A 12,494-nucleotide genomic window follows, 5' to 3' on the forward strand; every position below is an offset into this window, starting at 1 on the left:
TCATCGCGTCGCTTAGGGTAAACAGGCCCGCAGCAGACTATCAAAATTATTGCGTGGCCCCTCCTGACGCCTTCTTTTCAGCGCCTGATTACAGGCCGGAATGGTGAGTAACGTATGACTGATTTAACCACGCAAGATCTCGCTCAGCCTGGCTGGCTCACCCGCGATCACCAGGATGACCCGGTGATTGGCGAGCTGCGTAACCGCTTTGGACCCGATGCATTTACCGTTCAGGCCACCCGTACCGGTATTCCGGTTGTGTGGGTGAAGCGTGAACAACTGCTGGAAATCACCGAATTTCTCCGCAAGCTGCCTAAACCTTATGTCATGCTTTATGACCTGCATGGGATGGATGAACGCCTGCGTACCCATCGCGCAGGGTTACCGGCGGCTGATTTCTCCGTGTTCTATCACCTGATCTCAATTGAACGCAATCGTGACATCATGCTCAAGGTGGCATTGTCCGAAAACGATCTGCACGTGCCGACCATTACCCGACTGTTTGCAAATGCCAACTGGTATGAGCGCGAAACCTGGGAAATGTTCGGTATCACCTTTGATGGTCACCCACATCTGACGCGCATCATGATGCCGCAGACCTGGGAAGGGCACCCGCTGCGTAAAGATTACCCGGCACGCGCCACGGAATTCGATCCGTTTGAGCTGACCAAGCAAAAAGAAGATCTCGAAATGGAGTCGCTGACGTTCAAGCCGGAAGACTGGGGCATGAAACGCAGCACGACCAACGAAGACTTCATGTTCCTCAACCTGGGTCCAAACCACCCCTCTGCGCACGGTGCATTCCGCATCATCCTACAACTGGATGGCGAAGAGATCGTCGACTGCGTACCCGATGTTGGTTACCACCATCGTGGCGCAGAGAAGATGGGCGAACGTCAGTCATGGCACAGCTACATCCCCTATACCGACCGTATTGAATACCTTGGCGGCTGCGTTAACGAGATGCCTTACGTGCTGGCGGTGGAAAAACTGGCGGGGATTACCGTACCGGATCGCGTCAATGTGATTCGCGTCATGCTGTCTGAATTGTTCCGCATTAACAGTCACTTGCTTTACATCTCGACCTTTATTCAGGACGTAGGCGCGATGACCCCGGTGTTCTTCGCCTTCACCGACCGTCAGAAAATTTATGATGTGGTTGAAGCGATTACCGGCTTCCGTATGCACCCAGCCTGGTTCCGCATTGGTGGTGTTGCCCATGACCTGCCAAAAGGGTGGGAGCGCCTGCTGCGTGAGTTCCTCGACTGGATGCCAAAACGTCTGAAAGAGTACGACAAAGCGGCACTGCGTAACACGGTACTGATTGGCCGCTCGAAAGGCGTTTCTGCTTACAACATGGAAGAAGCCCTGGCCTGGGGGACAACCGGTGCAGGCCTGCGTGCCACCGGTCTGGACTTCGATGTGCGTAAATGGCGTCCGTATTCAGGGTATGAAAACTTTGATTTCGAAGTGCCTGTGGGCGCAGGGATCAGTGATGCTTACACCCGCGTTCAGCTGAAGATGGAAGAGATGTGGCAGTCGCTGCGTATTCTTGAGCAGTGTCTGAACAACATGCCGGAAGGGCCATTTAAAGCCGATCACCCACTGACTACGCCGCCGCCGAAAGAGCGCACGTTGCAGCACATTGAAACGCTGATTACCCACTTCCTTCAGGTTTCCTGGGGCCCGGTGATGCCGGCTAACGAATCGTTCCAGATGATTGAAGCGACCAAGGGAATCAACAGCTACTACCTGACCAGCGATGGCAGCACCATGAGCTACCGCACACGCGTGCGCACGCCAAGCTTCCCGCATCTGCAACAGATCCCATCGGTGATCCGTGGCAGCCTGGTATCCGATCTGATCGTGTACCTCGGTAGTATCGACTTTGTTATGTCAGACGTGGACCGCTAATTATGCACGATCAAAAAATTGCTATTCACACCATCGAGCCAGAAGCGGTCTTTACGCTGACCGTGGCAGAACGCGATGCCATTGAGCACGAAAAACATCACTACGAAGATGCTCGCGCGGCGTCGATTGAAGCATTAAAAATTGTGCAAAAGCAGCGTGGATGGGTGCCAGACGGCGCCATCAATGCCATTGCTGATGTGCTCGGCATTCCTGCCAGTGATGTGGAAGGGGTGGCGACGTTTTACAGCCAGATCTACCGCACGCCAGTAGGACGCCATGTGATTCGCTACTGCGACAGCGTGGTGTGCCATATCACCGGATTCCAGGGCATTCAGGCCGCACTTGAGCAGAGCCTGAATATTAAACCTGGCCAGACCACAGCCGATGGCCGCTTTACGCTGCTGCCGACCTGCTGCCTGGGCAACTGTGATAAAGGCCCGACCATGATGGTGGATGAAGATACGCACGTTCATCTGACGCCGGAAGGCATCGCTAACCTGCTGGAGCAGTATCAATGAGCATTAAACAGATCATTCGTACTGCGGAAACCCATCCACTCACCTGGCGACTGCGTGACGACAAGCAGCCGGTATGGATCGATGAGTATCGCAGCAAAAACGGTTACGTCGGTGCAGAGAAAGCGCTGAAAAGCCTGTCTCAGGATGAGATCGTCGCGGCAGTCAAAGACTCTGGCCTGAAAGGGCGCGGCGGTGCGGGCTTTAACACCGGCCTGAAGTGGAGCCTGATGCCGAAAGACGAATCCATGAATATCCGTTACCTGCTGTGTAACGCCGATGAGATGGAACCGGGCACCTATAAAGACCGCCTGCTGATGGAGCAAATGCCGCACCAGCTGGTAGAAGGCATGCTGATCAGTGCCTTCGCGCTGAAAGCCTACCGTGGCTATATCTTCCTGCGTGGCGAGTATATCGAAGCGGCAGTCAACCTGCGTCGTGCGATTGCTGAAGCCACCGAAGCGGGCTTCCTCGGCAAAAACATTCTAGGCACTGGGTTCGATTTTGAACTGATCGTTCACACCGGTGCGGGCCGCTATATCTGCGGTGAAGAGACGGCATTGATCAACTCGTTGGAAGGCCGTCGTGCTAACCCACGTTCTAAGCCACCGTTCCCGGCCAGTGCTGGCGTCTGGGGCAAACCAACCTGCGTGAACAACGTTGAGACGCTCTCCAACGTTCCCGCCATCTTCCTGAACGGCGTTGACTGGTACAAGAACATCTCTACCAGTGAAGACACCGGCACCAAAATGATGGGCTTCTCTGGCCGGGTCAAAAACCCTGGTGTGTGGGAGCTTCCGTTTGGCACCACCGCACGTGAAATCCTCGAAGATTACGCGGGTGGGATGCGTGATGGCCTGAAATTCAAAGCCTGGCAACCGGGCGGGGCAGGGACTGACTTCCTGACTGAACAACACCTCGATCTGCCGATGGAGTTTGCCAGCATTGGTAAAGCCGGCAGTCGTTTAGGTACGGCGTTGGCGATGGCGGTTGATCATGAGATTGGCATGGTTTCGCTGGTGCGCAATCTGGAAGAGTTCTTTGCGCGTGAGTCCTGTGGCTGGTGTACGCCATGCCGTGACGGGTTGCCGTGGAGCGTGAAAATTCTGCGTGCGCTGGAGCAGAAAAAAGGCCAACCGGGCGATATCGAAACCCTGCTGCAACTCTGCCGTCAGTTGGGCCCAGGTAAAACGTTCTGCGCCCATGCACCCGGTGCCGTTGAGCCGCTGCAAAGCGCCATAAAATATTTCCGCGAAGAGTTTGAAGCTGGCATAGCGCCGCAGGTGTTTGGCAATACCCGTGCGATAAACGGGATTCAGCCCAACCTGCTTAAAGCGCGCTGGTAATTCAGCACTCCCGGAACTGGCTGAGAAGCTGGTCGCCCCGAACAGGGGTCAGAATTTGATTAACGCCCGTCTCTGACGGGCCTTACGGAAGCATGTCACTATGGCTACTATCCACGTAGAGGGTAAAGAGTACGAGGTGAACGGGTCGGACAACCTGCTGCAGGCGTGTCTCTCTCTTGGCCTTGATATTCCTTACTTTTGCTGGCATCCGGCGCTGGGCAGCGTTGGTGCCTGCCGCCAGTGTGCGGTGAAGCAATTTCAGAATGCCGAAGATACCCGAGGCCGCCTGGTCATGTCCTGCATGACTCCGGCTTCTGATGGCACGTTCATCTCCATTGAAGATGGCGAAGCGAAAGAATTTCGCGAAAGCGTGGTGGAGTGGTTGATGACTAACCACCCACACGACTGCCCGGTGTGTGAAGAGGGCGGTAACTGCCATCTGCAAGATATGACGGTCATGACTGGCCACAGTTTCCGTCGCTATCGCTTTACCAAACGTACACACCAAAACCAGGATCTCGGTCCGTTCATTTCCCATGAAATGAACCGCTGTATCGCCTGCTATCGCTGTGTGCGTTACTACAAAGATTATGCCGATGGTAAAGATCTCGGCGTTTACGGTGCGCACGACAACGTCTACTTCGGTCGCCCGGAAGATGGCACGCTGGAAAGTGAATTCTCGGGCAACCTGGTCGAAATTTGTCCGACCGGTGTGTTCACCGACAAAACTCACTCTGAACGCTATAACCGTAAGTGGGACATGCAGTTCGCGCCAAGCATCTGCCAGCAGTGCAGCATCGGCTGTAATACCAGCCCGGGTGAGCGTTATGGCGAACTGCGCCGTATCGAAAACCGTTATAACGGTTCTGTAAACCACTACTTCCTCTGTGACCGTGGCCGTTTCGGCTATGGCTTCGTGAACCGTGAAGATCGTCCTCGTCACCCACAGCAGCGTCGTGGTGATGACTGGGTGACACTGAACGCCGAGCAGGCTGTGAATGCCGCGGCAGATGTGCTGCGTCAGGCGAAAAAAGTGATTGGTATCGGCTCACCGCGCGCCAGCCTCGAAAGTAACTTTGCGCTGCGCCAGTTGGTGGGAGCAGAAAACTTCTCAACCGGTATGCCAGCGGGCGAACAGGCACGTCTGGAACTGATGGTAAAAATTCTGCGCGAAGGGGGGATCTATACCCCGTCACTGCGCGAAATTGAAAGCTATGACGCCGTGCTGGTGTTGGGTGAAGACCTGACGCAAGTGGGTGCTCGTGTCTCTCTTTCGGTGCGTCAGGCGGTGAAAGGTAAAGCCCGTGAGATGGCTGCCGCGCAGAAAGTCGCTGACTGGCAAATTGCCGCCATTCTGAACATCGGCCAACATGCTAAGCATCCGCTGTTTATTACCAACGTGGATGAAACCCGTCTGGATGATATCGCCGCCTGGAGCTATCGCGCACCGATCGAAGATCAGGCTCGCCTCGGCTTCGCGATTGCCAATGCGTTGGATGAGAACGCGCCAGCAGTCAGCGATTTTGACCGTAGCCTGAATGGCAAGCTGGATGTGGTAGTGCAGGCGCTGGCAGGGGCGAAAAAGCCGCTGATTATCTCCGGCACGCACTCTGGCAGCCTCGAAATGATCCAGGCCGCAGCCAACGTCGCCAAAGCGTTGAAGTCACGCGGGGCTGACGTGGGTATTACCCTGCTGGCTTCTCATGCAAACAGCATGGGACTCGGCCTGATGGGCGGCAACACGCTGGATAGCGCACTGGATCAGTTGGCAAACGGTTCTGCTGATGCTGTGGTGATCCTGGAAAACGATCTTTACCGTCAGGCGCCGAAAGCGCGCGTTGATGCCGCGTTGGCTGGCACACCGAATGTGATCGTGGTGGATCACCAGCGCACGGCGACGTTAGAAAAAGCCGGCTTGATCTTCTCAACGGCCAGCTATGTCGAAAGTGACGGCACCTCCGTCAGCCAGGAAGGCCGCGCTCAGCGTTTCTTCCAGGTTTACGATCCGGCTTACTACGACAACAGCATTGTGATGCTGGAGAGCTGGCGCTGGCTGCATTCGTTGCACAGTACCATTGAGAGCCGCCGCGTTGACTGGACGCAGTTAGATCACGTGATCGATTCTCTGATCGCGGAGCTGCCCCAGCTGCAAGGCATCAAAGATGCCGCACCTGATGCCAGCTTCCGTATTCGTGGGCAAAAACTGGCGCGTTCGCCACACCGCTTCAGTGGTCGTACCGCTGCGCGCGCCAATATCAGCGTGCACGAACCGCGCCAGCCGCAAGATAAAGACACCATGTTTGCCTTCTCGATGGAAGGTAACAACCAACCCAGCGCACCACGCTCACAGATCCCATTTGCCTGGGCGCCAGGCTGGAACTCACCGCAGGCCTGGAACAAGTTCCAGGCTGAAGTGGGTGGACATCTGCGCTTCGGCGATCCCGGTGTGCGCCTGTTCAATGCGCAAGAAGGGGCTTCGCTGGCGTGGTTTGATAGCGTGCCCGCCAGTTTCAGCAGCAATGGCCAGTGGCGTGTTGCACCTTACTACCAGCTGTTTGGTAGTGAGGAGATGACACAGCGGTCTACGGTGTTCCAGAAACGTATGGCGCAGCCGACGCTGGTCATTAACCCGGCTGATGCGGAAAAACTGGGCGTTAATCAAGGTACTGCGGTGGAATTCAACTGTGCGGGTGAACATATCCGGCTGCCAGTGCGCTTCTCCAGCGCTTTAGAACCCGGCCAGATTGGTCTGCCGTTGGGGATGCCAGGCGTACCGCCGTTCCTTGCCAATGCTCAGGTTGAAAACCTCCAGGAGGCCGCGCAATGAGCTGGTTCACACCGGAAGTGCTCGACGTCCTGATTGGCGTTGGTAAAGCGATTGTCATTCTGCTGGTGGTGGTCGCCTGTGGTGCCTTTATGAGTTTCGCCGAGCGTCGTCTGCTCGGCTTGTGGCAGAACCGCTACGGGCCAAACCGCGTCGGCTGGGGCGGTTCGCTCCAGCTGGCCGCCGACATGATCAAAATGTTCTTTAAAGAGGACTGGGTTCCACCGTTCACTGACCGTGCCATTTTTACCCTGGCACCGGTTATCGCGTTTGTTTCCCTGCTGCTGGCGTTTGCCATTGTGCCAGTGTCGCCAACGTGGATGGTCACGGACCTCAACATCGGACTGCTGTTCTTCCTGATGATGGCCGGTCTGGCGGTCTACGCGGTGCTGTTTGCCGGCTGGTCAAGTAACAACAAATACTCACTGTTGGGTGCAATGCGTGCCTCTGCACAGACGCTGAGTTATGAAGTGTTTCTTGGGCTGTCGCTGATGGGAGTGGTCGCGCAGGCAGGTTCTTTCAATCTGAACGTGATTGTGGATAGCCAGGCGCATCTGTGGAACATCATTCCGCAGTTCTTTGGTTTCGTCACCTTTGCCATTGCGGGTGTTGCGGTATGTCACCGCCATCCCTTTGACCAACCAGAAGCCGAGCAGGAGCTGGCGGATGGCTATCACATTGAATACGCCGGGATGAAGTTTGGCCTGTTCTTCGTCGGAGAATACGTGGCAATTACCACGGTGTCCGCGCTGATCGTCACGCTGTTCTTCGGCGGCTGGCATGGCCCGTTCCTGCCACCGTTCATCTGGTTCGCCATTAAAACTGCATTCTTTATGACCATGTTCATCCTGATCCGTGCTGCGCTACCGCGCCCACGCTATGACCAGGTGCTGTCATTTGGCTGGAAAGTGTGCCTGCCGTTGACGTTACTGAACCTGCTGGCAACCGCCGCAGTGATTCTGTTCAACGCGCAGTAAGGGGTAACAACATGACATTAAAAGATATTGTCGTTGGTTTCGGCACGACAGTACGCAGTATCTGGATGATCGGTATGCATGCCTTCGCGAAGCGCGAAACGCAGATGTATCCCGAGGAACCGGTCTATCTGCCGCCGCGCTACCGTGGTCGCATTGTCTTAACGCGCGATCCTGACGGTGAAGAGCGCTGCGTAGCCTGTAACCTGTGTGCTGTTGCCTGCCCAGTGGGCTGTATCTCACTGCAAAAAGCAGAAACCAAAGATGGTCGCTGGTATCCGGAGTTTTTCCGCATCAACTTCTCACGCTGCATTTTCTGCGGCCTGTGTGAAGAGGCTTGCCCAACAACAGCGATTCAGCTGACCCCTGATTTCGAACTCGGTGAGTTCAAGCGTCAGGACCTGGTTTATGAGAAGCAGGATCTGTTGATTTCAGGTCCGGGCAAATATCCCGAGTACAACTTCTACCGCATGGCGGGGATGGCGATCGACGGGAAAGATAAAGGCGACGCAGAAAACGAAGCCAAACCTATCGACGTCAAAGGCTTGTTACCCTAAGGAGCCAGGCATGGAATTTGCGTTTTATCTTTGCGGTCTGGTTGCGGTGTTGACCACACTTCGTGTCATCACCCATACCAACCCGGTACATGCGCTTTTGTACCTCATTGTGTCACTGCTTTCGATTGCAGGTGTGTTCTTCTCGCTGGGAGCTTACTTCGCTGGCGCGCTGGAGATCATCGTCTATGCCGGTGCCATTATGGTGCTGTTCGTGTTTGTGGTGATGATGCTGAACCTTGGCAAAACCCAACAGGATCAGGAACGTGAGTGGCTCAAACCCACGCTGTGGATCGGTCCTGGCATTGTCTCTCTGTTGCTGTTAGTGGTGATGATCCACGCCATCCTGAGTGCAAACGATCAGGGCATTGATGGCACGGTGATTGATGCTAAAGCGGTGGGCATCAGCCTGTTTGGTCCGTATGTATTGGCGGTGGAACTGGCCTCCATGCTCCTGCTGGCAGGCCTGGTGGTGGCATTCCACATCGGGCGTGACGAGCAAAAAACGGAAGTGGTCAGTCAGCGTTCTGCTGCTGATGCGCAGTCAACCGGGGAGGAACAACAATGATCCCATTACAACATGGCCTGATTCTCGCGGCGGTGCTGTTTGTCCTTGGGCTGACATCACTGGTGCTGCGTCGCAACCTGCTGTTTATGTTGATTGGTCTGGAGATCATGATCAACGCCGCCGCGCTGGCGCTGGTGGTAGCAGGAAGTTACTGGGGGCAGGCAGACGGTCAGGTCTTCTACATTCTGGCTATCAGCCTTGCTGCGGCAGAAGCCAGTATTGGCCTGGCACTGCTGCTCCAGCTTTATCGTCGTCGTCAGACGCTGAACATTGATACAGTGAGCGAGATGCGCGGATGAATCTTCTCTACTTAACCATACTGTTTCCGCTGATCGGCTTTTTGCTGTTAGCGTTTTCCCGTGGTCGCTGGTCGGAGAACCTTTCGGCCACCGTGGGCATGGGATCTGTTGGCCTGGCGGCGCTGGTGGCTGCCTGGGCTGGTTTTGACTTCTTTGCGCATGGTCAGCAACCTTTTACCCAGGCGCTCTGGACCTGGATGCAGGTCGGTCAGTTCAATATTCAGGTTAACCTGGTGTTGGATGGCTTGTCGTTGACCATGCTGTCTGTGGTCACGGGCGTCGGCTTCCTGATCCACATGTTTGCCTCCTGGTATATGCGCGGTGAAGAGGGCTACTCGCGCTTCTTCGCATACACCAACCTGTTTATCGCCAGCATGGTGGTTCTGGTGCTGGCCGATAACCTGATGCTGATGTATCTCGGCTGGGAAGGGGTGGGGCTGTGCTCTTATCTGCTGATCGGCTTCTACTATAGCAATCCGGAAAACGGCAAAGCGGCGATGAAAGCCTTTATCATTACCCGCGTGGGTGATGTGTTCCTCGCTTTTGCACTGTTCATTCTCTACAACGAACTGGGTACGCTGAACTTCCGCGAGATGATGGAACTGGCACCGGCACACTTTGCCGCTGACAGCCACATGTTGCAGTGGGCAACCCTGATGCTGTTGGGTGGTGCGGTAGGTAAATCAGCACAGTTACCGCTGCAAACCTGGCTGGCGGATGCAATGGCCGGCCCAACCCCGGTCTCCGCACTGATTCACGCGGCAACCATGGTGACGGCGGGTGTCTACCTGATTGCCCGCAGCCACGGTCTGTTCCTGCTGACGCCAGAAGTTCTGCATCTGGTCGGGATTGTCGGGGCGGTGACATTGGTACTGGCTGGTTTTGCCGCGCTGGTGCAAACCGATATCAAACGCGTACTCGCTTACTCCACCATGAGCCAGATCGGCTATATGTTCCTGGCTCTGGGTGTACAGGCATGGGACGCGGCAATTTTCCACTTAATGACCCACGCGTTCTTTAAAGCCTTGCTGTTCCTCTCTTCCGGTTCGGTGATTTTGGCCTGCCACCACGAGCAGAACATTTTCAAGATGGGTGGATTGCGTAAAAGTATTCCGCTTGTTTACGCCTGCTTCCTGGTCGGGGGCGCAGCCCTGGCGGCGCTGCCGCTGATTACCGCTGGCTTCTACAGTAAAGATGAAATCCTGTTTGGCGCACTGGCCAATGGGCATATCAATCTGATGGTTGCCGGGCTGGTCGGGGCATTCCTGACGTCCATCTATACCTTCCGCATGATCTTCATCGTGTTCCACGGTAAAGAGCAGATCCACGCGCATGCAGGTAAGGGCATTACTCATCATCTTCCGCTGATTGTACTGCTGGTGCTGTCGACCTTTATCGGTGCACTGATCACACCTCCGCTGGCAAGCGTATTGCCACATAACGAGTTTGGTGAACAGGGTAAAGTCGGCCTCGAAATTACCTCTGGTGTGGTGGCTATTCTCGGCATCCTGATTGCCGCCGCGCTATGGCTGGGTAAACGTCAATGGGTGACCAGCGTAGCGAACAGCCCCGTTGGCCGCTTCTTTGGCACCTGGTGGTTTGCCGCCTGGGGCTTCGACTGGCTATACGACAAAGTGTTCGTCAAACCTTACCTCGGCATTGCCTGGCTGCTCCAGCGCGATCCGTTGAATAGCCTGATGAACATCCCGGCACTGGTTTCACGCATTGGCAACAAAGGGCTGGTGGTGAGTGAAAACGGGTATCTGCGCTGGTATGTGGCTTCCATGAGCGTGGGTGCGGTAGTCGTATTGGCGCTGTTGCTGATCGTATAAAGATGATGAGCGGGGCGGAGCACTTTTCGCCCCGGTAGAGAATGTCAAAATTGCCTGATGCTGCGGCGGTTATCGACAGAGCCGGTTGGTGTATGACCGGTAAAACTGGATAACCCCCACGCAGGTTAAGAAAAGGGATACTACGCCGTGTTATTACCGTGGCTGATCGTAATACCGTTTGTTGGAGGCCTGCTGTGCTGGCTGGCAGAGCGCCTCGGCGCGAAAGTGCCACGCTGGATCGCACTGGTCACCATGGCTCTCACCCTGGTGCTTTCACTGCAGCTGTGGATGCAGGGTGGCTATTCACTGACTCAGGCGAGCGGCTTGCCGCAGTGGCAGTCGAGCTTTATCGTCTCTTGGATCCCGCGTTTTGGTATCAACTTCCATCTGGCGATTGATGGCCTGTCACTGCTGATGGTGGTGCTGACCGGGCTGCTCGGTCTGATGGCTGTACTCTGTTCGTGGAATGAAATTGAGAAGTATCAGGGCTTTTTCCACCTCAACCTGATGTGGATCCTCGGTGGTGTGATTGGTGTGTTCCTCTCCATCGACATGTTCCTGTTCTTCTTCTTCTGGGAAATGATGCTGGTGCCGATGTACTTCCTCATCGCACTGTGGGGCCACAAAGCCTCTGACGGTAAAACCCGTATCACCGCCGCGACCAAGTTCTTCATCTATACCCAGTCTTCCGGCCTGATCATGCTGATCGCCATTCTGGCGCTGGTGTTTGTCCACTACAACGCCACCGGCGTGTGGACGTTCAGCTATGAAGAGCTGCTGAAGACCCCAATGTCACATAACGTTGAGTATCTGCTGATGCTGGGCTTCTTTATCGCCTTTGCGGTGAAGATGCCGGTGGTGCCCCTGCACGGCTGGTTGCCAGATGCACACAGCCAGGCTCCGACTGCCGGTTCAGTAGACCTCGCGGGTATTCTGTTGAAAACCGCTGCGTACGGTTTACTGCGCTTCAGCCTGCCGCTGTTCCCGCATGCTTCGGCTGAGTTTGCACCGATTGCGATGTGGCTCGGTATTATTGGTATCTTCTACGGTGCCTGGATGGCGTTCTCTCAGACGGATATCAAACGTCTGATCGCCTACACCTCGATTTCCCACATGGGCTTTGTGCTGATTGCCATCTACACCGGCAGCCAGTTGGCGTTCCAGGGGGCTGTGGTGCAGATGATTGCTCACGGTCTGTCGGCTGCTGCACTGTTTATCTTGTGTGGTCAGCTGTATGAACGTCTGCACACCCGCGATATGCGTCAGATGGGTGGGCTGTGGTCACGCATTAAGTGGATTCCGGGCCTGTCACTGTTCTTCGCCGTTGCCAACCTGGGTATGCCGGGTACCGGTAACTTTGCCGGTGAATTCATGATTCTGACCGGCAGTTTCCAGGTGGTGCCGGTGATCATTGTGATTGCTACCTTTGGTCTGGTGTTCGCCTCGGTCTACTCCCTGATCATGATGCAGCGCGCCTACTACGGTGAAGCGAAATCTAAAGCTCCGCTGCCAGGAATGTCTGCGCGTGAGTTCATCATGATTATGGTGTTGGTGGTGTTGCTGGTGCTGCTGGGCGTCTATCCACAGCCTATCCTCGACACTTCCCACGCTGCGATGAGCAACATTCAGCAGTGGTTTACCGCTTCAATTTCAACTACAAGGCCGTAA

10 protein-coding genes are annotated in these 12,494 nt (G+C 55.4%); all 10 read left to right on the forward strand.

All coding sequences use genetic code 11. The features are described from left to right. The first annotated feature begins 114 nt into the window (after positions 1-114). Positions 115-1,914: an NADH-quinone oxidoreductase subunit C/D gene (gene nuoC, locus B880_RS0100555; protein WP_017345434.1), complete on the forward strand. Its 1,800-nt coding sequence runs from the start codon at positions 115-117 to the stop codon at positions 1,912-1,914. A 2-nt stretch (positions 1,915-1,916) separates the two neighbouring features. Next, positions 1,917-2,432, forward strand: a complete 516-nt coding sequence (gene nuoE / locus B880_RS0100560) for an NADH-quinone oxidoreductase subunit NuoE (RefSeq protein WP_017345435.1) — start codon at positions 1,917-1,919, stop codon at positions 2,430-2,432. Between the two features lie 2 nt (positions 2,433-2,434). Next, positions 2,435-3,775, forward strand: a complete 1,341-nt coding sequence (gene nuoF / locus B880_RS0100565; protein WP_026042335.1) for an NADH-quinone oxidoreductase subunit NuoF — start codon at positions 2,435-2,437, stop codon at positions 3,773-3,775. A 100-nt stretch (positions 3,776-3,875) separates the two neighbouring features. Further along, entirely contained in the window at positions 3,876-6,602 is a 2,727-nt protein-coding gene (nuoG, locus tag B880_RS0100570; RefSeq protein ID WP_017345437.1) for an NADH-quinone oxidoreductase subunit NuoG, read from the forward strand. Beyond that, positions 6,599-7,576: an NADH-quinone oxidoreductase subunit NuoH gene (gene nuoH, locus B880_RS0100575; RefSeq protein WP_017345438.1), complete on the forward strand. Its 978-nt coding sequence runs from the start codon at positions 6,599-6,601 to the stop codon at positions 7,574-7,576. Before nuoG ends, nuoH begins: the two co-directional genes overlap by 4 nt. 11 nt (positions 7,577-7,587) lie before the next feature. Next, positions 7,588-8,130, forward strand: a complete 543-nt coding sequence (gene nuoI, locus B880_RS0100580; RefSeq protein ID WP_017345439.1) for an NADH-quinone oxidoreductase subunit NuoI — start codon at positions 7,588-7,590, stop codon at positions 8,128-8,130. A gap of 10 nt (positions 8,131-8,140) precedes the next feature. Further along, positions 8,141-8,695 carry an NADH-quinone oxidoreductase subunit J gene (nuoJ, locus tag B880_RS0100585; protein ID WP_017345440.1) on the forward strand — a complete coding sequence of 185 codons (555 nt, stop codon included), beginning with the start codon at positions 8,141-8,143 and terminating at the stop codon, positions 8,693-8,695. Further along, positions 8,692-8,994: an NADH-quinone oxidoreductase subunit NuoK gene (nuoK, locus tag B880_RS0100590; RefSeq protein ID WP_017345441.1), complete on the forward strand. Its 303-nt coding sequence runs from the start codon at positions 8,692-8,694 to the stop codon at positions 8,992-8,994. The genes nuoJ and nuoK overlap by 4 nt, the downstream gene beginning before the upstream one ends. Next, a complete protein-coding gene (gene nuoL / locus B880_RS0100595) occupies positions 8,991-10,826 on the forward strand; it encodes an NADH-quinone oxidoreductase subunit L (protein WP_017345442.1) in 1,836 nt (611 codons plus the stop codon). Before nuoK ends, nuoL begins: the two co-directional genes overlap by 4 nt. A 147-nt stretch (positions 10,827-10,973) precedes the next feature. Then, positions 10,974-12,494, forward strand: coding sequence for an NADH-quinone oxidoreductase subunit M (nuoM, locus tag B880_RS0100600; RefSeq protein ID WP_017345443.1), 1,521 nt, complete (start codon positions 10,974-10,976; stop codon positions 12,492-12,494).

Source organism: Pantoea sp. A4 (genome assembly GCF_000295955.2).
Lineage (GTDB): Bacteria > Pseudomonadota > Gammaproteobacteria > Enterobacterales > Enterobacteriaceae > Pantoea > Pantoea multigeneris.

What these genes read in the sequence shown, in the direction of transcription:
- nuoC (WP_017345434.1), top strand. Translation starts at nt 115, where the DNA reads ATGACTGATTTAACCACGCAAGATCTCGCTCAGCCTGGCTGGCTCACC.
- nuoE (WP_017345435.1), top strand. Translation starts at nt 1,917, where the DNA reads ATGCACGATCAAAAAATTGCTATTCACACCATCGAGCCAGAAGCGGTC.
- nuoG (WP_017345437.1), top strand. Translation starts at nt 3,876, where the DNA reads ATGGCTACTATCCACGTAGAGGGTAAAGAGTACGAGGTGAACGGGTCG.
- nuoH (WP_017345438.1), top strand. Translation starts at nt 6,599, where the DNA reads ATGAGCTGGTTCACACCGGAAGTGCTCGACGTCCTGATTGGCGTTGGT.
- nuoI (WP_017345439.1), top strand. Translation starts at nt 7,588, where the DNA reads ATGACATTAAAAGATATTGTCGTTGGTTTCGGCACGACAGTACGCAGT.
- nuoJ (WP_017345440.1), top strand. Translation starts at nt 8,141, where the DNA reads ATGGAATTTGCGTTTTATCTTTGCGGTCTGGTTGCGGTGTTGACCACA.
- nuoK (WP_017345441.1), top strand. Translation starts at nt 8,692, where the DNA reads ATGATCCCATTACAACATGGCCTGATTCTCGCGGCGGTGCTGTTTGTC.
- nuoL (WP_017345442.1), top strand. Translation starts at nt 8,991, where the DNA reads ATGAATCTTCTCTACTTAACCATACTGTTTCCGCTGATCGGCTTTTTG.